Annotated in this window: 17 protein-coding genes; 6 read left to right on the top strand and 11 right to left on the bottom strand. The window is 65.6% G+C overall.

What is annotated here, in order from left to right; all coding sequences use genetic code 11:
- Window positions 1–3: 3 nt before the first annotated feature.
- The 10 genes from BM136_RS18820 to gatC all read right to left on the bottom strand — a co-directional run bounded on the left by BM136_RS18820 (window position 4) and on the right by gatC (window position 10,108).
- Window positions 4–1,530, bottom strand: a complete 1,527-nt coding sequence (locus tag BM136_RS18820) for an FAD-binding oxidoreductase (RefSeq protein ID WP_092974063.1) — start codon at window positions 1,528–1,530, stop codon at window positions 4–6.
- Between the two features lie 132 nt (window positions 1,531–1,662).
- A complete protein-coding gene (locus BM136_RS18815) occupies window positions 1,663–2,181 on the bottom strand; it encodes a metal-dependent hydrolase (RefSeq protein WP_175537169.1) in 519 nt (172 codons plus the stop codon).
- A 78-nt stretch (window positions 2,182–2,259) separates the two neighbouring features.
- On the bottom strand, window positions 2,260–3,453 hold the full coding sequence (locus BM136_RS18810) for a class I SAM-dependent rRNA methyltransferase (RefSeq protein WP_092974057.1): 1,194 nt from the start codon (window positions 3,451–3,453) through the stop codon (window positions 2,260–2,262).
- 36 nt (window positions 3,454–3,489) lie between these two features.
- Window positions 3,490–4,476, bottom strand: coding sequence for a tyrosine recombinase XerC (xerC, locus tag BM136_RS18805; protein WP_092974054.1), 987 nt, complete (start codon window positions 4,474–4,476; stop codon window positions 3,490–3,492).
- Window positions 4,477–4,490: 14 nt separating this feature from the next.
- Entirely contained in the window at window positions 4,491–5,177 is a 687-nt protein-coding gene (locus tag BM136_RS18800) for a DUF484 family protein (protein ID WP_092974488.1), read from the bottom strand.
- An 8-nt stretch (window positions 5,178–5,185) separates the two neighbouring features.
- Window positions 5,186–6,652, bottom strand: a complete 1,467-nt coding sequence (gene gatB, locus BM136_RS18795) for an Asp-tRNA(Asn)/Glu-tRNA(Gln) amidotransferase subunit GatB (RefSeq protein ID WP_092974051.1) — start codon at window positions 6,650–6,652, stop codon at window positions 5,186–5,188.
- An 84-nt stretch (window positions 6,653–6,736) separates the two neighbouring features.
- Window positions 6,737–7,699, bottom strand: coding sequence for a dienelactone hydrolase family protein (locus BM136_RS18790; RefSeq protein ID WP_092974048.1), 963 nt, complete (start codon window positions 7,697–7,699; stop codon window positions 6,737–6,739).
- A complete protein-coding gene (locus tag BM136_RS18785) occupies window positions 7,699–8,181 on the bottom strand; it encodes a hypothetical protein (RefSeq protein WP_045205144.1) in 483 nt (160 codons plus the stop codon). The genes BM136_RS18790 and BM136_RS18785 overlap by 1 nt, the downstream gene beginning before the upstream one ends.
- 39 nt (window positions 8,182–8,220) lie before the next feature.
- Window positions 8,221–9,720 carry an Asp-tRNA(Asn)/Glu-tRNA(Gln) amidotransferase subunit GatA gene (gatA, locus tag BM136_RS18780; protein ID WP_092974045.1) on the bottom strand — a complete coding sequence of 500 codons (1,500 nt, stop codon included), beginning with the start codon at window positions 9,718–9,720 and terminating at the stop codon, window positions 8,221–8,223.
- 88 nt (window positions 9,721–9,808) lie between these two features.
- On the bottom strand, window positions 9,809–10,108 hold the full coding sequence (gatC, locus tag BM136_RS18775) for an Asp-tRNA(Asn)/Glu-tRNA(Gln) amidotransferase subunit GatC (protein ID WP_092974042.1): 300 nt from the start codon (window positions 10,106–10,108) through the stop codon (window positions 9,809–9,811).
- 502 nt (window positions 10,109–10,610) lie between these two features.
- Between gatC and BM136_RS18770 the strand changes: the two genes are divergently transcribed.
- From BM136_RS18770 to rodA, 5 genes are all read left to right on the top strand, one after another.
- Window positions 10,611–11,654 (top strand): rod shape-determining protein, encoded by a 1,044-nt coding sequence (locus BM136_RS18770; protein WP_004628293.1) that lies wholly within the window; start codon window positions 10,611–10,613, stop codon window positions 11,652–11,654.
- A 239-nt stretch (window positions 11,655–11,893) separates the two neighbouring features.
- Complete coding sequence (gene mreC / locus BM136_RS18765; protein WP_092974039.1) at window positions 11,894–12,940, top strand: rod shape-determining protein MreC; 1,047 nt, start codon at window positions 11,894–11,896, stop codon at window positions 12,938–12,940.
- Between the two features lie 16 nt (window positions 12,941–12,956).
- A complete protein-coding gene (gene mreD, locus BM136_RS18760) occupies window positions 12,957–13,469 on the top strand; it encodes a rod shape-determining protein MreD (RefSeq protein WP_015856079.1) in 513 nt (170 codons plus the stop codon).
- Window positions 13,470–13,511: 42 nt separating this feature from the next.
- Entirely contained in the window at window positions 13,512–15,917 is a 2,406-nt protein-coding gene (gene mrdA / locus BM136_RS18755) for a penicillin-binding protein 2 (protein ID WP_092974036.1), read from the top strand.
- A gap of 32 nt (window positions 15,918–15,949) precedes the next feature.
- A complete protein-coding gene (gene rodA / locus BM136_RS18750; RefSeq protein WP_092974485.1) occupies window positions 15,950–17,092 on the top strand; it encodes a rod shape-determining protein RodA in 1,143 nt (380 codons plus the stop codon).
- 36 nt (window positions 17,093–17,128) lie between these two features.
- On the opposite strand, the gene BM136_RS18745 is transcribed toward rodA, so the two are convergent.
- Complete coding sequence (locus BM136_RS18745; protein ID WP_092974033.1) at window positions 17,129–18,817, bottom strand: AMP-binding protein; 1,689 nt, start codon at window positions 18,815–18,817, stop codon at window positions 17,129–17,131.
- Window positions 18,818–19,268: 451 nt separating this feature from the next.
- On the opposite strand from BM136_RS18745, the gene BM136_RS18740 reads away from it, so the two are divergent.
- Window positions 19,269–20,207, top strand: a complete 939-nt coding sequence (locus BM136_RS18740) for a LysR family transcriptional regulator (RefSeq protein ID WP_024977062.1) — start codon at window positions 19,269–19,271, stop codon at window positions 20,205–20,207.
- The last annotated feature ends 2 nt before the right edge of the window (window positions 20,208–20,209 follow it).

Genomic DNA, 20,209 nt, shown 5'->3' with positions numbered 1-20,209 from the left:
CCATCAAACACGCACGGACATGGCGTGGTGGAAGATGTTGTTCGGATCATACCGGCGCTTCACGTCCTGCAGAAACGCGTACAGGTCGCCGCTGCCGTAGTAAAGCTGCGGCCAGAACGGGTAGGCGAGCATGTCGACGTCGGGGTAATTGATGTAGCAGCCCTCGTACCGGTCGCCGGGGTATGGCGTGCCGCTGTGCGGCGCGGGCACATCGGGCGCGCCGTAGACGTCGCGGTAGAAATCGCTGATCCAGCGCAGGTGGCCGGCATCGTCGGCGGCGGACGTCCAGTACGTCTGGTACTGCAGCTTCATGATCGACGCCCGCTGCGGCACGGCGGTGTCGCCAATGCGCTCGGCCTTGTTGACGGCGCCGCCGTACGAATCGACCTGCAGCAGCGACTGGCTCAGGTCGACGCCTGGCATCGTCCGCGTGAGGTGGGCGTAGATGCGCTGCGCCTCCCGCGCCGTGAAGCCGCGCTTCATGTAGGCCGATTTGTACTTGCCGCGCTGATTGGCTCCCGAGCCGTTCAGATACTGCGTGGCGGTCAGCCAGTCGTATTGCACGATGGTGTGCGGCTTGGAGCAGAGCAGTTGCCCCACGCCCTGCTTGTGCGCGGGGCCGTAGCCGGGCGGGCGCCCCTTGACCGGCGTGGGCGCGCAAGCCTGGAAGCGGTTCAGAAAATCATTGAGGACGGAGAGATCGCGGCACGTGCCATCCGGGTTGCAGAACTGCGTGAGCAGCACGATTTGCCCCGACGATTTGTGCGTGAGTTTGAGCAGCGAGAACATGCCCCACGTGTCCGGATCCTTGCCGCGCGTCTCCCAGTATTCGCCGTAGATGCGCAGCAGTTCGGCAAAGCGCTGCGGCGTCATGGTGGCCCAGTCAAAGGCCACGGTGGCGAGCGCCACTTCCTGCGGTGCCGCCGGCAGCTTGGCGAACGTGTAGCTCGTGACGACGCCGAAGTTGCCGCCGCCAGCGCCGCGACACGCTCGGAACAAATCCGGATCGTGCGCTGCATCCACCGTGCGGGCAGCCGCCTTGCCGGTCTTGTCCACGGTGACGATGTCCACGGCCGAGAGCCAATCCACCGTCAGCCCTTGCAGCCGCGAGAGCAGTCCATAACCGCCGCCGCAAATATGCCCGCCTGCGCCCACCGAGTAGCACGAGCCGCCGGGCAGCGTCACGTTGTGGCGCTTGTACAGCTCCAGGTAGCCGTTCCAGTTCTGCGTGCCGGCCGGAATGCGCACCGAGCCGTCGGCGCGCACCTCGGGGGTGGCGAGCAGGCTCAGGTCGACGATCGTGCCGTCGGGGTTGTTGGAGACGAAATCCTCATAGCAATGCCCGCCGCTGCGCACGGTCGGGCGCTGGCCCGCGTTGATGATGCGCTGCACGGCGGGCGCCACATCGTCGGGCTTTTCTATGAGAGCGATGCGGCTGGCGGCCTGCGCATTCGTCGAGGGCCAGCGCAGGTTGAAGCCATGTTTGAGCGTGTTGTAGCGAGGGTCTTGGCGCGTCACATCCAGTGTCATCGACGACTCCCGGTGAGGGCGTTTGCGCAAGCGTTGCGCAAACGAAGTTGGATACGGACGCGTGGCGTCCGGCGGTTCCAACTTAGTCGTTCGCAGACCCGGCTTCCATCAGACAATGCCGAGACGCTGGGCTCATCGCGCTTGGTGGGCGAGCCATCCAACCACCCGCGTTGCCGTCGCCGCCCACAGCGGCCGCACCAGCCAGCACGCCGCAGCCCACGCCAGGATCACCACGATCAGATCGCAGCGACCGCTCTTCCACAAGTTCAGGGAATGGCGCCCCCAGATCCAAGGCACGCCCAGCGGATTGGGCCAGTCCGCCAACAGGTGCATCAGCCCGCCGCAAGCGAAGCCGAACAGCAACGGCGCCCACAGATGGCCGTGGCCCAGCGCCTGATATGACAAAACAAGCACCGCCACCCAGCCAATGCCCCAGTGGGTGGCGGTGCGGTGCGTGATCCACAAGCGGCGAGCACGCGTCCACCACGCGACCTCCATCCAGTCAGGCGCGGTGCTGCCGGCAATCGCCGCGCAAAACGCCAGGATGCTGCCGAGATGTTCGAGAGACGTATGGGAAGCCTGCGCGACGGCGGTGGCGGCAATCAGACCTGCCGCCCAGCCCGTCGCATGGTGGGCAGCATTGGAAGCCATGCACGTGATGCGGAAGACGAAGGACCGCATCTTCGCAATGGAGGCTTGCCGGGACAAGCCAAAAATTGCGACAAATTGCTAGCCGATCTGGAGCAGCAGCCCCTTGAGGTATTCGCCTTCCGGGAAGCTCGTCAGCAGCGGGTGGTCGACGCCGCCCGCCAGCCGGCGCTGGATGCGCGCCGTCACCTTGGCATCGGCCGCCGCACCCGCGACGATCTTCTGGAACAGGTCTGCGTCGATGGCGCCCGAGCACGAATACGTGAACAGCAGACCGCCCGGGCGCAGCAACTGCATGCCAACCAAGTTGATCTCTTTGTATGCGCGCGCCGCGCGATCGACCTGCTGCGCCGAGGCTGCAAACTTGGGCGGATCCAGCACGATCAGGTCGAACTGGCGGCCTTCCGCGCGGAAGTTGCGCAGCGACTTGAAGACGTCCGCGTCCAGCCATTCGGCGCGCGCCGGATCGAAGCCATTGAGCGTGACATTGCGCTCAGCCACCGCCAGCGCCTCGCCCGACGAGTCGATCGACACCACCGAGCGCGCCCCGCCCTTGAGCGCCGCCAGCGAAAAACCGCCGGTATAGCAGAAGCAGTTCAGCACATCGCGGTCCTTGGCCAGCGCGCCGACGAGTGCACGGTTGTCACGCTGATCGACGTAGAAGCCGGTCTTGTGGCCCTCGCGCACGTCCACGTAATAGCGGACGCCGTGCTCGGTGGCAGACAGATCTGCGGCGGGCTCCGCACCGGCCAGCACGCCGGTCATCTGCTCCAGGCCTTCGCGCTCGCGCACGCTCACATCGGAGCGTTCGTAGACGTTGGGGCAACCCGTCTCTTTGATGAGCGCGGCGACGATCGCCTGCTTCCAGTGCTCCACGCCCGCGGCGCTGAACTGGCAGACGAGCTGGCCCGCATCACCTGTACCGTACTGATCGACGATGAGGCCGGGCAGGCCGTCGGCTTCGCCCATGACGAGGCGCACGGCGTCGGTGTCGTGCACCCACGCGCGCCGGTACGCCACGGCGGCGGCAATGCGGCGTTTGAAGAACGCGTGATCGACGGGCTCGGCTTCATCAAAGCTCCACACGCGGGCGCGAATCTGCGATACGGGGCTGAACGCGGCGCGCGCCAGAAACTGGCCGTTATGCGCGCGCACGATGACAGTCGCACCGGACGCTGGCTTGCCTTCCACGCGATCGATGGCGTTGGCGAAAATCCACGGGTGCCGGCGCAGCAGCGAGCGCTCCTTGCCGGGCTTGAGAATCAGGGTTTGCATACGACTGGGATGGTTCGCCCGAGAAAGCGGGCAGCGCTACTTCTTCTTCGCGCGGGGATGCGCCTGATCGTAGATCTTGGCCAGGTGCTGAAAATCGAGCGAAGTATAAACCTGCGTGCTGGCAATGCTGGCGTGGCCGAGCAGTTCCTGCACCGCACGCAAATCGCCCGACGACTGCAGCATGTGCGTGGCAAACGAATGCCGCAGCACGTGCGGATGCACATCCGCCGGCACGCCCGCCGCGATGGCGTTGCGCTTCATGCGCAATTGAATCTGCCGCTGCGCCAGCCGCTTGCCGCGCGGCGAGAGAAACAGCGCGTGCGCGTCTTCGGGTGCCGCGTCGGGCTTGGCAAGCTGCTCGCGCACCGCCAGCCATGCAGCCAGCGCCTCCGCCGCCTTGGTGCCCACCGGCACGGTGCGCCGCTTGCTGCCCTTGCCGAGCACCTGCACCTCGCGCGCCTCCAGATCGAGCCAGCTCGCCGACTCATACGCACCGGCCTTCACGTGGCGCATGTCGAGGCTGACCAGCTCGGAGAGCCGCAGCCCGCACGAATAGAACAGCTCGTTGACGGCACGGTCGCGGACGGTCTCGGCATCGTCGCCAGGCAACTGCTCCATCAGCGCGACGGCCTGTTCAACGGACAACGCTTTCGGCAGCCGCTTCGGGCTCTTCGGGGCGCGTACGCCATCAACGGGATTGGCGGTGACGGCGGCATCGCGCAGCGCCATCCATTTGAACCAGCCGCGCCACGCCGACAGCGCCCGCGCAATGCTGCGGCCGGACAAACCGTCGCCGTGCAACTGCGCCATCATGCGGCGGATATGGTGGGACTGCAGTTGCGTGAGATCGACATTGGCGGCGTGCTGCGCACCGAGGCGCTGCAGCACGGCCAGCTCGCGGGTGTAGCTCTCCAGCGTGTGGGGCGAGAGCTGCCGCTCGAACTTCAGCGCGTCAAGGTACGCCGCAATCTGCGGATGCGGCGCCTGCGCGCCAGACGCATCGGCTGAAGCAGATTGCGGCATGCGGTGGGCTGCGCTCAGTCGCGCAGGCGGTTGAGCGCGGCAGCGGCCAGTTCGCCGATCTGCGCGAGGTAAGTCGTACCCATGCCGTCATGGAAGCGGCGGGCGTCCGACGAGCCGAGCACCAGCAGGCCGAATGCCGGCGCAGCACTGGCATCGGCATCGCCCCGCACGGGCACGCGCAGCGTCACGATGGCGAGCGATTCGATCGGCTCGCCGCTGTCAGACGTATCGAGCCAGCCGGCGGCCTCAAAACCGGCGTTGGCGCCGCAATACGGCGCACGCAGGCCGGCCGCAAACAGGCGCACTTCCTCGCTCACGCCCTGCGCGACTTCCAGGTGCGCAAATTCTTCGCCGACCTGCCACACGCGCAGCGCCACGGCCGGCACGTCGAAGATTTCACGCAGGCCATCCTGCACGGCATACGGCAGCGCATGCGTGTCAGCCTCGCCCAGCAGCCGCGTCGTCCACGCGTGCACGCGCTGCTGCGTGCGGTCGTTCTCATTGCCGTGGCGCATCAGGTCCGACAGCTTGAGTTCGAGGTGCTTGTTCTTGTCGCGCAGGATTTCCATCTGGCGCTCCTGCAGCGACACCGCGCGGTGGCTGTGCGGGCTGGTGAGCTGGATGGCAGCCAGCAGCTCGGCGTGCTCTTCAAAGAAGGCCGGATGCGCCTGCAGGTAGTTGGCGACGTCTTGTGCGTTCATCGTGCTCATCAGGCTGCGCCCAGTTTTTTCTTCAGCAAATCGTTCACCTGCGCGGGGTTGGCCTTGCCGCGCGTGGCCTTCATGGCCTGACCGACCAGCGCGTTGAATGCCTTCTCCTTGCCGGCACGGAATTCCTCGACCGACTTGGCATTGGCGGCCAGCACGTCGTCGATGATCTTCTCCAGCTCGCCCGAATCCGACATCTGCTTCAGGCCCTTCTCGGCGATGATCGCGTCGGCATCGGCGCCGTGCTCGCCGGCCCACATGGCGGGGAAGACGTCCTTCTTGGCGGTGTTGTTGCTGATCGTGCCGTCGGCAATGCGGGCGAGGAGCTTGGCGAGCTGCGCAGGCGACACCGGCGCTGCATCGATGTCCAGATCGGCGCGGTTCAGGTTCGAGGCGACCTCGCCCATGATCCAGTTGGCAGCGGCCTTGGCGTTCGCAGCGCCGGCATCAGCCACAACCGCTTCAAAGTACGCAGCCGTCGCCTTGGTGGCGGTGAGGATGCTGGCGTCATACTTCGGCAGGCCGTAGGCCGACTCGAAGCGGGCAGCCATGGCGGCGGGCAGCTCGGGCAGCGTGGCGCGCACGCGCTCGATCCACTCGTCGCCGATGACGAGCGGCAGCAGGTCGGGATCGGGGAAGTAGCGGTAATCCTGCGCGTCTTCCTTGCTGCGCATCGAGCGCGTTTCCTTGCGGTCCGGATCGTACAGGCGGGTTTCCTGCACCACCGTGCCGCCGTCTTCGATCAGCTCGATCTGGCGGCGCACTTCGTAGTTGATCGCCTCTTCCAGGAAGCGGAACGAGTTGAGGTTCTTGATTTCGCAGCGCGTGCCGAACGGTGCGTCCGGGCCCCGGCGCACCGACACGTTCGCGTCGCAGCGGAAGCTGCCTTCCTGCATGTTGCCGTCGCAGATGCCCAGCCACATCACCAGCGCGTGCAGCGCCTTGGCATAGGCCACCGCTTCGGCCGCGCTGCGCATGTCGGGCTCGGTGACGATTTCCAGCAGCGGCGTGCCGGCGCGGTTCAGGTCGATGCCGGTCATGCCGGCAAAGTCTTCGTGCAGCGATTTGCCGGCGTCCTCTTCCAGATGGGCGCGCGTGAGCTGCACGGTCTTCTCATAACCGGGCTGGCCGCTCTTGCCTTCCACCTGGATGGTCAGCGTGCCGCCCTGCACCACCGGAATCTCGTACTGGCTGATCTGGTAACCCTTGGGCAGATCGGGGTAGAAGTAATTCTTGCGCGCGAAGATGCTCTTGGGCGCGATCTTGGCGCCGATGGCCAGACCGAACACGATGGCGCGCTCGACGGCACCCTTGTTCAGCACCGGCAGCACGCCAGGCAGCGCCAGGTCAACGGGCGCCGCTTGCGTGTTGGGCGCCGCGCCAAAGGCGGTGGACGCGCCAGAGAAAATCTTCGAGACCGTCGAGAGCTGCGTGTGCGTCTCGAGGCCGATCACCACTTCCCATTGCATGTTGCGTGTGTCCTGTCGATTGTTGTGGTGTGAATGTCTAGGTACTCAGGTATTCAGTGTTCAGGTGTTCTTCGGTTGCTGCGCTCAGGGGTTCGCTGCATCAAGCCACGCCGCCAGCTTCGCAAACGCAGCTTCGCGCGCTGCCGGGTCGCCACCGACGGTGACCGTTCCATAGCGACGTCCCTTCGGGATGCCGTTGCGCTCCTTGACTGCAGCCGTGCCGTCAAAGCCGTGATACGCGCCGCCAAACATGTCCAGCTCAAAACGCGCCTGCGGCTGCCGCGCCAGAACGGCCGTCTGCAGCGCCTGGCAGTGATCAACCGGGGTCCAGTCGTCATTGCCGCCGGCCAGCAGCAGCAAAGGCGCGTTCAGCCGATAGTCGGGCCGTTTCTGGGCCGACGCACAGCCCGGGTAGAACGCCACCGCGCGATTGATCGCGGGCGTATCGGCGGGCCAAGCGCGGCTGGCATCCACGGCCTCCAGCACGGCCTGCGCGCCGTTGGACCAACCCAGCAGAACGATGCGGCGGGCATCCACGCCCGGCTGCCCCGCCACCCAGCGGATCGTCGCCAGCACGTCCGCGCGGCGCACCGCACCGTTGATATCGCGCGTGGCGGTGCGTTCGGTGCAGATGCCATGCGGCTTACCGCGCGGGCCGAAGCTGTCGGGAAACACCACCGCGTAACCACGCGCGCGAAGCCACTGCGCATACCCGCGATACCGCGAGCCCAGCGCCTTGGCATCGGCCCCGGCCTGCGTATAGAGGCCGCTGCAGCCGTGCAGCGCGATCACCACCGGCGCGCCAGTCGCAGGTGCCTTGACGGGCGATGCGACCCAATAGGCGGTCAGCGTTTGCGGCGCATCCTCGGCGTCTTTCGTCGACGCGCGCGGAATCTCCACCGTCTGCACGCCAAGTTCTGCAGACGATGGCGCACGCGCAGCCGGCATGTCGGGCAAGGCGCCTTCGGCGTCCGGCGTCGGCTGCGCAGCAGCGTGCAGCGCCAAGGCGCTTGCCAGCGCCGCCAACACACGAAGCGATTTACGCATCACCGGGCATTCCGGGCGCACTGGCCCGTTTGCGGATCGAACATCACCGGCCAGGCTTCTTCGTAGATGCCGGGCGTGCAATGCGCTTCGCAGTTAGCGTGTGCCAGCGTGACACGGCGTGGATCCTGCCAGACCATCAGCGTGCACTTGCCGTAGCGCTCGCGCAGCTCAATGCTGGGGCGGCGCTTGGTTTGCTGGAATGTCGACAGGTCGAACTGGCACGAACCGCGCCGGCCGACCCACAACTGCCATTGCATTGCGCTGACGTTGTTGTCGGCCACGGTGAGCGTCGCCTGCTCGCGGAAACCGTCTTCCTCGGTCTGGTTGCAGTAGCCGTTGATGTCGATACGGCGGTCGGAGATCGGCGGCGGCTTCGACGGGCGGCTGATGCCGGGAATGGACGGCAGCGGAATCGGCACGCAAGCCGCCAGCAGGCCGGCGGCAAGCGCGAGCCCGAGTGCAGTGCGGATGCGGTGGTTCATGCGTGCCTCCTGCATGGAGCGGGTACGTCGTAAGGGGCCTCAGGCTGCCGGCTGGCGGTTGTGCCAGTCGGTCGCCTGCTGGAACGCATGCGCAATCTGCAGCATGCGTGCCTCTTCAAAATAGTTGCCGATGATCTGCAAGCCAACCGGCAAACCGTTGGCGCCGAAACCCGCCGGCACGCTCATGCCTGGCAGGCCTGCCAGGCTGGTCGACAGCGTGAAGATGTCTTCAAGGTACATCTGCACCGGATCATCGCTCTTCTCACCGATCTTCCAGGCAACTGTCGGGGCGACGGGGCCCATGATCACGTCGCACTGGCGGTTGGCACCGGCCAGCGCGTTCTGGAAATCCTGCGCGATGATGCGGCGGATCTTCTGCGCCTGCAGGTAATAGGCGTCGTAATACCCGTGGGACAGCACATAGGCGCCCACCAGGATGCGGCGCTTGACCTCCCAGCCAAAACCTTCGGCGCGGGACTTGCGATACATGTCCGCCAGATCGCGGTATTCCGCCGCGCGGTGGCCGTAACGCACGCCGTCAAAGCGCGACAGGTTGGACGACGCCTCGGCCGGGGCGATCACGTAATACGTCGGGATCGACAGTTCGGTCTTCGGCAGGCTGATGTCGACCAGCGTGGCGCCGAGCTTTTCCAACTCGGCCAGCGCAGCGCGCACGGTGGTGCGCACGTCGTCGGCCAGGCCTTCGCCAAAATACTCCTTGGGCAGACCGATGCGCAGGCCGGCCAGCGGGCGCGCAGCATCGGCGCCTTGCAGCGGCTGGCCGAGCAGGCGGCCGAAGTCTTCCACGTCGCCCCCGCGGCCGGGTTCCAGACTCGTGGAATCGCGCGGGTCAAAGCCGGCCATGGCAGACAGCAGCAGCGCGCAATCTTCAGCCGTGCGGGCCATCGGGCCGCCCTGATCCAGCGACGAGGCGAAGGCGATCATGCCGTAGCGCGACACGCGGCCGTACGTCGGCTTGATCCCGGTAATGCCCGAGAACGATGCCGGCTGGCGGATCGAGCCGCCGGTGTCCGTTCCGGTTGCAGCGGGCGCCAGATCGGCCGCCACCGCTGCCGCCGAGCCGCCCGACGAGCCGCCCGGCACGTGTTCGAGGTTCCACGGGTTCTTGACCGCGCCGAACGCCGAGTTCTCGTTGGACGAGCCCATCGCGAACTCGTCCATGTTGGTCTTGCCCAGCGTCACGATGCCGGCCGCGCCCAGGCGTTCGACCACGGTGGCGTCAAACGGGCTGGTGTAATTGCCGAGCATCTTGGAGCCCGCCGTAGCGCGCCAGCCGCGGGTGACGAACACGTCCTTGTGCGCGATCGGCACGCCGGTCAGCGGCGCCGCGTTGCCGGCCGCGATGCGAGCATCGGCGGCGCGGGCCTGGGCAAGCGTTGCCTCGGCGTCGACATGGGTAAAGGCGTTGAGGTGTGCCCCGGCCTCGATGCGCGACAGGTAATGGCGCGCCAGTTCCTCCGCCGAAATCTCCTTGGCGGCGAGTTGGGCGGACAGGGCTTTGATCGTGGATGCGGTCATCGAATACGTTCGGATGGGCTGCCGGCAAGCGCCGGCGACGTCGAATGGAGTGGGCTCAAGACGGGCGCGGGAGCGCCGTTTATGCGGATTACTCGATCACCTTGGGCACGAGGTACAGGCCGGCTTCGGTGGCCGGCGCGCATTGCTGGTAGTCCGCGCGGCGGTCAGCCTCGGTGACGGCATCGTCGCGCAGACGCTGTGCTTGCGCCTGAACCTGCTCGATAGGGTGGGCCATCGGCTCAATGCCGGTGGTGTCCACGGCCTGCATCTGCTCGACCAGGGAAAAAAACTGGTTGAGCTGGGTGAGGGTCTGCGCGGCCTCGCCTTCGGAGATTTCGATACGGGCGAGGTGGGCGATGCGTTTGACGTCGGAGAGTTCGAGTGCCATCGGAATGGGTCAGTGAGTGCAGCGGCGGGCGGGCAATGTACGACATGCGACGGCTACTGCGCGCGAGGGGCGCCCAGGTTGGGCCCCGACAGCGCCGATTTGCCGCAATTTTGGCGCCAAACGCCCGCCGAATACCCGCAGAGTGCCCGAATTATAAGGTATGATTGCCGACTAAATTTCTAAGTCAGCAGGCGACTTCGTGCAGTCACGGACCCTCTGATTAAGTACTCCGGGAACCTCCCGGCAGTCGCACCGTCAGCATCAGGCGACACTTAATCAAAGGTTCCTTGGGGGCCCCCTCTCCGGGCGGCTCAGCCTCGGCAGGATGGCCAGTGCCACGGCACCCCACCGTCGACCACCACGGAGCCCGCGACATTCCCGGGAGCGCAGTAGCAGGATCGGACCGCATGGCATGCCCTTGCGACGTCCGCGCGTTGGTGCAGCCGTTGCGCCGCAATCTTGCTGCTGGGCCGCCCATGACTCGAAAAACAGGATTCATTCGATGTTCGGCTTTTTGCGCAGCTATTTCTCCAACGATCTCGCGATCGACCTCGGCACCGCCAACACCCTGATCTACGTCCGCGACAAGGGCATCGTCCTTGACGAGCCGTCGGTGGTGGCCATTCGCCAGGAAGGTGGCCCGAACGCCAAGAAGACCATCCAGGCCGTCGGTAAGGAAGCCAAGCAGATGCTGGGCAAGGTGCCGGGCAATATCGAGGCGATCCGCCCGATGAAAGACGGCGTGATCGCCGACTTCACCGTCACCGAGCAGATGCTCAAGCAGTTCATCAAGATGGTGCACGACACCAAGCTGCTGCGCCCGAGCCCGCGCATCATCATCTGCGTGCCGTGCGGTTCGACCCAGGTCGAACGCCGCGCCATCCGTGAATCGGCGCTGGGCGCCGGGGCATCGCAGGTCTACCTGATTGAAGAGCCGATGGCGGCTGCCATTGGCGCTGGCCTGCCGGTGTCGGAGCCGTCGGGTTCGATGGTGGTGGACATTGGCGGCGGCACCACCGAGGTGGGCATCATCTCGCTGGGCGGCATGGTCTATAAGGGCAGCGTGCGCGTGGGCGGCGACAAGTTCGACGAGGCCATCGTCAACTACATCCGCCGCAACTACGGCATGCTGATCGGCGAACAGACCGCCGAAGCCATCAAGAAGGAAATCGGCTCGGCCTTCCCGGGTTCGGAAGTGCGGGAAATGGAAGTGAAGGGCCGCAACCTGTCGGAAGGCATTCCGCGCGCCTTCACGGTGTCGTCCAACGAAATCCTGGAAGCGCTGACAGACCCGCTGAACCAGATCGTCTCCTCGGTGAAGATCGCCCTGGAACAAACCCCGCCGGAACTGGGCGCCGACATTGCCGAACGCGGCATGATGCTCACCGGCGGCGGCGCGCTGCTGCGCGACCTCGACCGCCTGCTGGCCGAAGAAACCGGCCTGCCGGTGCTGGTGGCCGAAGACCCGCTGACCTGCGTGGTGCGTGGCTCCGGCATGGCCCTGGAGCGCATGGACAAGCTCGGCAGCATCTTCTCGTACGAATAACGGGACCATGCGCCGCGCCGATCCGCGTTCCGCTGTTACGGCCGATTTCGTGACTGCCGTTGTGGTCACGCCAGCCGCCTTCGCGGACCGCTGAGATGCGTCTCGCGCCGGTGCGCCGTGCTCCGCCCACCAAGGGCTTGGGCACCGCACCAGCGCCACACCCAATCTGTTGCCGGCAGACCGTTGACCTTGACGTTGACCGTCACGCGTCTGCCGTGCTCATTTGAAGCGTCCGGGTCATGGATTACTCCCCGCCGCCCCTCTTCAAGCAGGGCCCGTCCGCCACCGCGCGGCTGGTCGCTCTGCTCGCGCTTGCGCTTGCGTTACTGGTGATCGATGCCCGCATGTCCGTGCTGGGCGTGGTCCGGCAAGTCGTATCGGTCATCCTGTACCCCGTCGAGCGCCTGGTGCTGATCCCGCGCGATACGGCACGCGCCGCACTCGAATACACGCAATCGTCCACCAAGTTGGCGGTTGATAACCGCAGCTTGCGCGAATCGGCCGTTGCCCAGGCGCAGCAATCGCTGCGCGCCTCGCAACTCGAAGCGGAAAACCGCAATCTGCGTACGCTGCTCAATCTGAAACAGCACGCGGCGGTGCCCACGGTGGCGGCGGAAGTCCTCTACGAGGCACGTGACCCTTATACGCAGCGCATCGTGATCGATCGCGGCTCCAAGGACGGCGTGCGCGCGGGCTACCCGGTCATCGATGACCGCGGCGTGGTCGGGCAGGTGACGCGCGTGTCGCTGTTCGAATCGCAAGTCACGCTGCTGACCGATAAAGACCAAGCGATTCCCGTAGAGGTCGTGCGCAACGGCCTGCGCAGCGTGGCCTTTGGCGGCGCCCGACCGGGGGCGTTGGATCTTCGCTTCATGGCGGCCTCGGCCGATCTGCAGCAGGGCGACCTGCTAGTCACGTCTGGGTTGGACGGCGTCTATCCGGCGGGCCTGCCGGTGGCCCGTATTTCGCAGATCGAGCGCAAGGCCGACACCGCGTTCTCGCGTGTCGTCTGCGAGCCGGTGGCCGGCATCCGCAGCAACCGGCACCTGCTGATCGTGAAGTACGAATCGGGCTTCCCAGCGCCGACCGATCTGTCGCCCGCGCCGGCGCCCAAGGGCAAGAACGCCGCCCGCGACGCACGCGCAGAGAAGGACCGCGCTGCACGCGCCGCCGCCGAAGCCAATGTGCCGGGCCCCACGCCTGCCGCTGAAGAAAACACCCCGCCGCCGCGCCCGACCGACGCCGACGGCAATCCGCTGGACACCGATTCAGCGCAAAAACGCTGAAGCGAGGCCATCGATCATGAACTCGCCCCAATACCTGCTGCGCCCGGTCAACCCGGGCTTCATCGCGTTCAGCTTCGTGCTGGCCTTCCTGTTCAACCTGATGCCGTGGGGCCACATGCAGTGGATTCCCGATCTGGTGGCACTCGTGCTGGTGTTCTGGAACATCCACCAGCCGCGCCGCGTGGGCATGGTGGTGGCCTTCCTGCTGGGTCTGTTGATGGACGTGCACGAAGCGCGTCTGCTTGGCGAACACGCGATGGCCTACACGATGCTGTCGTATTTTGCGATCACGATTCACCGGCGCGTGCTGTGGTTCTCGGTGTTGTCGCAGGCGCTGCATGTGCTGCCGCTGCTGGTGCTGGCTCACGCCGTACCGATCGTCATCCGCCTGCTGATGGGCGCGCACTTGCCGGACTGGCAGGTCATCCTGCCACCGTTGATCGAAGCCGCGCTGTGGCCGTTCGCAAACGCGTTCCTGCTGGCGCCGCAGCGTCGCCCGGAGAGCGTCGACGAAACTCGGCCCATCTAAGGCGGCCGACTTGATGCGCTCCGCTATTCGCCCGCACCTGGCATGACCGAAATCCGCAACGTCGAACAGGAGCTGTCGCGCTTCCGCCTGCGGCTGGCGGCGGCCGCCCTCTTCGTGCTCGTCTGTTTCGGGCTACTGCTGGCGCGCTTCTTCTGGCTGCAGCAGGTCAAGCACGAGCAGTACTCGGCCAAGGCGGAAGACAACCGCATCTCGGTGGCCCCGATCGAGCCCAATCGCGGCATCATCATGGACCGCAACGGCGTGGTGCTGGCGCGCAACTACTCGGCGTACACGCTGGAGATCACGCCGTCCAAGCTGCAGGACACGCTCGACAACACGATCGACCAGCTTGCCCAGGTGGTCGATATCCAGCCGCGCGACCGCCGCCGCTTCAAGCGCCTGATGGAAGATGCGCGCAGCTTCGAAAGCCTGCCGATCCGCAGTCAGCTGACGGACCAGGAAGTCGCGCGGTTCTCGGCGCAGCGCTTCCGCTTTCCGGGCGTGGACGTGCATGCGCGGCTGTTCCGCCAATACCCGCTGGGCGAATCGGCGTCGCACGTGATCGGCTACATCGGCCGGATCTCTGAACGCGATCTGGACCGCATCGACAACATGAGCGATGCCAACAGCCAACCTAACGTGACGTACGATCCGCGCAAGGACTCCAACAATTACAGCGGCACGGAATACATCGGCAAGGTCGGCATTGAACAGAGCTACGAGACCGAGCTGCACGGCCTGACCGGCTACGAAGAGGTGGAAGTGAGCGCGGGCGGGCGGCCGATCCGTACGCTGTCGACCTCGCAGGCAACGCCGGGCAACAATCTGATCCTGTCGCTCGACATCAACCTGCAGCGGCTGGCCGAGCAGCTCTTCGGCAACCGACGCGGCGCGCTTGTGGCGATCGAGCCTGAGACGGGCGACATCCTCGCGTTCGTCTCCAAGCCGACGTTCGATCCGAACCTGTTCATTGAAGGGATCGACAGCGCGACCTGGGGCGAGCTGAACAACTCGCCGGACAAGCCGCTGCTGAACCGGCCGTTGCGGGGCACGTATCCGCCCGGCTCGACGTACAAGCCGTTCATGGCACTGGGTGCCCTCGAGCTTGGCAAGCGCACGCCGCAGTGGGGCATGGCCGATCCGGGCTCGTTCACGCTGGGCAACCACACGTTCCGCGACGACGTGCCGGGCGGCCACGGCTGGGTCGACATGTACCGCTCGATCGTGGCCTCGTGCGACACGTATTACTACCGGCTCGCGAACGACATGGGCGTCAATGCCATCCACGATTTCATGAAGCCCTTCGGCTTCGGGCAAGTCACGGGCATCGACATTGAGGGCGAGCGCACCGGCATCCTGCCCTCCACCGACTGGAAGCGCAAAGCCTACAAGCGCCCCGAGCAGCAGAAGTGGTACGACGGCGAAACCATCTCGCTGGGCATCGGCCAGGGCTACAACAACTTCACCATCCTGCAGCTCGCGCATGCGATATCGACGCTGGCAAACAACGGCGTGGTGATGAAGCCCCACCTGGTGAAGGCGGTCGAAGATTCGCTGTCCAAGTCGCGCTCGCTGACGGTGCCGACGGAAAGCTACAGGATCCCGCTCAAGCAGGCGAACATCGACGTGATCAAGCGCGCCATGGTGGGCGTGAACCAGGCCGGTACGGCGGCCAAGGCGTTCATCGGTGCGCAATACGTGTCGGCAGGCAAGACGGGGACGGCGCAGGTGTACTCGCTTGGCAAGAATGAGAAGTACAACCACCACGCCATTCCCGAAAACAAGCGCGACCACGCGCTGTTCGAGGCGTTTGCGCCGGCGGATCATCCGAAGATCGCGCTGGCACTCATCGTGGAAAACGCCGGCTTTGGTGCCGCGTCGGCGGCGCCAATCGCACGTGCGGTCATGGACTATTACCTGACCGGAAAGTGGCCCACCGAGCTGGCCGCCACCGCGCCCAAGCCCCAGCAGCAACCGCCGGTGGATACGCCCAGCGTGTTCTCGACCGGCAAGACGGCCACCATCGCCAGCGCGACGGCTGCGCCGCAAGTGGCTGCAGAGGCGGCGTCCGGGGTGGCTGCCACTTCTGGCGTAGCAGCCTCCGCTGCCAGTGCTGTGGCCACGGCTTCGGCGCCGGCCGCATCGTCGGTGGCATCAGGCGCCACGCACGGCACGCCGCCGCTGTCGCCCGACCTGGTGGCGCCGGTCCTGCGCGAGGCCGGCACCAGCGCCGAAGCCGTCGCCCCGGCCACGCTGGACGCCCAGGTGCTGCAAGCGCTGTCGCATGCACAACCGGCCCCCGAACTGCCACCGCGCGGACGTGGCAACGCTGCCGCGCCAGCTTCGGCTCCAGCAACCTCGCCCAAGGGTGCGAAGGATGCCAAGCCGGGTAACAAGCCGGCGCCGAAGCCCGCGCAGAAACCGGCCGCCAAGCCGGCCGCGCCCTGATATTTGCGCTTGAGGATCTCGCCATGGACAAACTGGACAAGCGCCGCATATTCAACATCATCAAGTCGCTCTTCACCGGCTTCGATGGCCCGCTGGCGCTGATCGTCTTCCTGCTGCTCGGCACGGGATTGGTCGCCCTGTATTCGGCCGCCATCGACATGCCGGGTCGGGTGGAAGACCAGGTCCGCAACATCCTGCTGTCGTTCGTGCTGATGTGGATCATCGCCAACTTGCCGCAGCAAACGCTCATGCGCTTTGCGGTGCCGCTCTACACCGTCGGCGTGGCGTTGTTGATTGGCGTGGCGGCGTTCGGGCTGATCCGCAAGGGCGCGCGGCGGTGGCTCAATATCGGCGTGGTGGTCCAGCCTTCCGAGATCATGAAGATCGCCATGCCGCTCATGCTGGCGTGGTACTTCCAGAAGCGCGAGGGCGTGATCCACTGGTATGACTATCTGGCGGCAGCCATGCTGCTGCTGATTCCCGTCGGGCTGATCGCCAAGCAGCCGGACCTGGGCACCGCGCTGCTGGTGCTGGCAGCGGGTATCTACGTGATCTACTTTGCCGGCCTGTCGTGGCGGCTGATCGTGCCGGTGCTGGTGGTTGCCGTCACCGCGATCACGCTGGTGGTGTCATTCGAGTCGCGCATCTGCGCCCCGGGCGTGAACTGGCCGATCCTGCACGACTACCAGCAACACCGCGTGTGTACGCTGCTCGACCCGACCACCGACCCGCTGGGCAAGGGCTTCCACACCATCCAGTCGATCATTGCCATCGGCTCGGGCGGCGTGACGGGCAAGGGATGGCTGAAGGGCACGCAAACCCACCTCGAGTTCATCCCCGAGAAACACACCGACTTCATCTTCGCGGTGTATTCGGAGGAGTTTGGGTTGGTGGGCAACGGCGTGCTGCTGTTCCTGTATCTGCTACTGATCTTGCGCGGGCTCTTCATTGCAGCCAACGCGGGGACGCTGTTCGGGCGCCTGCTGGCCGGGTCGATCACGCTGATCTTCTTTACCTACGCTTTCGTCAATATGGGCATGGTGAGCGGCATCCTGCCTGTGGTAGGCGTGCCGCTGCCGCTCATCAGTTATGGGGGGACGGCGCTAGTCACGCTGGGCATGGGCATCGGCATCCTGATGAGCATCGCCCGACAGAAGCGCTTCGTGCAAACCTGACAAAACGGCCGCCAGAACTTGGCGGCCGTTTTGCTTTCAGGCGGCGAGCGCTTCTTCGCGCAGCAACCTTCGCAGCACCTTGCCCGTCGCGGTGGCGGGCAGCGCATCATGGAACTTCACGCGCCGCGGCACCTTGTACGGCGCCATGTTGTCGCGCGACCAGGCAATCAGCTCGGCTTCCGAGAGCGTCACGCCGTTCATCGGCACCACGTGCGCGCAGACGACCTCACCTTTGTCGGGATCGGGGATGGGGGTCACGGCCACTTGGCGGATGCCCGGGTGGCGCGAAAGGAGCGACTCGACCTCTTCCGGAAACACGCTGTAGCCCGACACCTTGATCATCTCCTTGATACGGCCCTGCCATTGCAGCCAGCCGTCGGGCGAGACCTGGCCGATATCCCCAGTGCGCAGAAAGCCGTTGTGCAGGACAGCGCGCGTGGCCTCGTCGCGCTGCCAGTAGCCGCGGAACACGCCGGGGCTGCGGATGGTGATTTCGCCAGCCTGGCCAGGCGGCAGTTCAGCGCCGGTATGCGGGTCGACGATGCGTATCTCGGTCTGTGGGACGATCTTGCCGTGCCAACCCCAGCGCGGGGCATCGGCAGGCGTGATGGCGTCGCAGGTGTGGGTTTCCGACAGGCCATAGGCGGCTTCGTAGATGCGGCACTGCGGGCCGGCAAAGGCACGCCACTGCTCGGCAATCGCTTCGGTCAGCGTGACGCCGAAGCTGGTGCACGGGTTGGCCACCAAGGATTCCATGCGGTACTGCGCCGCGTCCGGATGCGCCATGACCGCCAGGTTCATTGGCGTCATGCTGTACCAGCGTGTCACGCGGTAGCGGTCGATGGCCTGCAGCACGGCCAGGGGATCGAAGCGATAAAGCAGGATGGTCGTGGCACCGGAATACAGCATCACGTTCATGCCCATCAGCATGCCGGCGATATGAGACAGCGGCGCCACCGCCAGCATCACGTCCGAGGCATGGATGCCACTGACCTGCACCGTAACGGCGGTCTTGTACAGCGCGTTGCGGTGCGTGAGCATGGCGCCCTTCGGCCGGCCGGTGGTGCCAGACGTGTAGACCATCAGCGCAACGTCATCCAGGCTCACCTGAATGGCGGCCACGGCGTTGCGCTCGGCCACATCGACGGGCTCGGCCATCAACTGCATGAGGTCGAGCTGCGCGGCACCCGGCTTGTTCTTGAGCGGCGGCGCAGACGAGGCATCGGCGGCAATCAGTTCGGGCGGCACGGCCAGCGCCTTGCGGCACGCGGGCTGCGCGGGCTGAAGATCGGCATAGCGCGTGGTGATAACGGTCGTGACCGCCGTGCCGGGCCTGGCGGCCTCGACAATCGGCATCAGATCGGCCGCCGCCACCAGAATCTTGGCGCCGCAATCGGCCAGTTGGTCGCGCAGTTCGTGCTGACGCGACAACGGCCCGCAGGGCACGACGATGCCGCCCAGCTTGGCGGTGGCCAGATGGGCCACGATGGCTTGCGGACAGTTGTGCAGAAACAGCGCAACGCGATCGCCGCGTGTCACGCCCAGCCGCTGCAACTGCACCGCCAAGCGCGTCGAGGCCTGATCCAGTTCGCGCCAGCAGATCGTACGGCCGTACCACAGCAGGGCGATGCGCTCGGGCGTCTGCTGCGCATGATGGGCGCAATACCGGTGCAGCGGCATCTCGCCCGCCAGATAGTTGACCGGTTCGCGGTTCTGGATGGTCATGTGGTGTCTCCTCGGCCGCCAGCATCGCGGGGCGACACATCGGCCGTGATGGCTGCCCTCGTTGCGGGGCGCTCATGCGGGTCAGGGTTCGCGGCATCCATCGTTCGAGTATGGCGAAGCCATCTGGCCACCGCCGCACCGATTTGCGCAAGACCGCGTTCCACCCACGATTCGGGCCAAACATGACCTCGCGCAAGACGAATCCCACAAAAATCTACCGTTCGGTATAGAGTCTCGGCGCAAATCTGCTGTTGCGTCAATCGGTGAGAAGTCGGATACGCAGCCCTGGCAATAAAACATCGCAAACACAACTGGGGCGGCATTCTCACATGAGCGTGCACTCACATTCAAGGATCGCCCCTAGGCAGTGAATTGCTTGTGCCACTATTAAACATTTGCTGTCACGACAGATTTGTTCTATTTTTGACAACAAATTATGTGAGAGGCTGGAATGGATCGTTTGCAGTCGATGCGGGTGTTTTCCAAGGTGGTGGAGCTTGGCAGCTTCGCCCGGGCGGCCCAGCATCTGTCGATGAGCAATGCCGTCGTCACGCGCTACGTGGCCGACCTTGAGGCGCATCTCGGCACGCGCCTGCTCAACCGCACCACGCGCAGCCTGTCGCTGACCGACGTGGGCGAAACCTACCTGCAGCGCTGTGCGCAGATCCTGCTCGACATTGACGAGGCGGAGTCGCTGGCCACCTCGCGCAGCCAGGCGCTGGTCGGTGGCCTGCGCATCGTCGCCCCTGTCATGTTCGGGCTGCACGTGCTGCCGATGCTGCTCGCTCGCTTCCAGCAGCTTTATCCCGAGGTGACGTTTGACGTGGCGCTGTCCGACCGCCCGATCGACATCGTCGAGGATGGCCGCGACGTCGGCATCATGGTGTCGGAACTCGGCCTGGGCTCGCACCTGGTGGCGCGCCGCATGATTTCCGCCGAGATGGTCATGGCAGCCACCCCCGCCTATCTACGCCAGCATTCCACGCCGCAGCGCGCCGAAGATATTGCCGAGCATCGCGTCATTGCGATGTGGCACCCGCAACTGCGTCACGAGTGGGAGATGAGCACCGCCGACGGCCAGTCGATTTCGGTGCCGGTGCAGCCCTCGCTTGTCACCAGCAATGCCGAACTGATGCACCGCGCCGTGCTCGCCGACATGGGCATCGCGATTCTGTCGTCGTATATGGCCCGGCCCGACCTGGAGTCCGGACGGCTGGTGCGCGTGCTGCCGCAATACAAGCTGCCGCATCGGTCGCTGTCGCTGGTGTATCCGAGCCGCAAGTTCCTGCCGACAAAGGTGCGCACGTTCATCGACTACATGCTGGCCCAGGCGATGGAGGTCAAGCACAGCGAGGCGCGCGCAGGCCGTGGCCTGAGCGAAGCCGCATAAGC

It is taken from the genome of Ralstonia sp. NFACC01, from assembly GCF_900115545.1.
Classification (GTDB): Bacteria; Pseudomonadota; Gammaproteobacteria; order Burkholderiales; family Burkholderiaceae; genus Ralstonia; species Ralstonia mojiangensis.
The sequence above is the reverse complement of the archived record's forward strand: the minus strand, read 5'-3'. Positions and strand labels throughout refer to the sequence as shown.

Bases quoted from the DNA above. Each gene is read 5' to 3' on its own strand.
- mreD (WP_015856079.1), top strand. From the start codon at position 12,957: ATGAACTCGCCCCAATACCTGCTGCGCCCGGTCAACCCGGGCTTCATC.
- BM136_RS18810 (WP_092974057.1), bottom strand. From the start codon at position 3,453: ATGCAAACCCTGATTCTCAAGCCCGGCAAGGAGCGCTCGCTGCTGCGC.
- BM136_RS18770 (WP_004628293.1), top strand. From the start codon at position 10,611: ATGTTCGGCTTTTTGCGCAGCTATTTCTCCAACGATCTCGCGATCGAC.
- BM136_RS18800 (WP_092974488.1), bottom strand. From the start codon at position 5,177: ATGAACGCACAAGACGTCGCCAACTACCTGCAGGCGCATCCGGCCTTC.
- BM136_RS18820 (WP_092974063.1), bottom strand. From the start codon at position 1,530: ATGACACTGGATGTGACGCGCCAAGACCCTCGCTACAACACGCTCAAA.
- gatA (WP_092974045.1), bottom strand. From the start codon at position 9,720: ATGACCGCATCCACGATCAAAGCCCTGTCCGCCCAACTCGCCGCCAAG.
- BM136_RS18790 (WP_092974048.1), bottom strand. From the start codon at position 7,699: ATGCGTAAATCGCTTCGTGTGTTGGCGGCGCTGGCAAGCGCCTTGGCG.
- BM136_RS18815 (WP_175537169.1), bottom strand. From the start codon at position 2,181: ATGGCTTCCAATGCTGCCCACCATGCGACGGGCTGGGCGGCAGGTCTG.
- mrdA (WP_092974036.1), top strand. From the start codon at position 13,512: ATGACCGAAATCCGCAACGTCGAACAGGAGCTGTCGCGCTTCCGCCTG.
- BM136_RS18740 (WP_024977062.1), top strand. From the start codon at position 19,269: ATGGATCGTTTGCAGTCGATGCGGGTGTTTTCCAAGGTGGTGGAGCTT.
- gatB (WP_092974051.1), bottom strand. From the start codon at position 6,652: ATGCAATGGGAAGTGGTGATCGGCCTCGAGACGCACACGCAGCTCTCG.
- gatC (WP_092974042.1), bottom strand. From the start codon at position 10,108: ATGGCACTCGAACTCTCCGACGTCAAACGCATCGCCCACCTCGCCCGT.
- BM136_RS18785 (WP_045205144.1), bottom strand. From the start codon at position 8,181: ATGAACCACCGCATCCGCACTGCACTCGGGCTCGCGCTTGCCGCCGGC.
- xerC (WP_092974054.1), bottom strand. From the start codon at position 4,476: ATGCCGCAATCTGCTTCAGCCGATGCGTCTGGCGCGCAGGCGCCGCAT.
- mreC (WP_092974039.1), top strand. From the start codon at position 11,894: ATGGATTACTCCCCGCCGCCCCTCTTCAAGCAGGGCCCGTCCGCCACC.
- BM136_RS18745 (WP_092974033.1), bottom strand. From the start codon at position 18,817: ATGACCATCCAGAACCGCGAACCGGTCAACTATCTGGCGGGCGAGATG.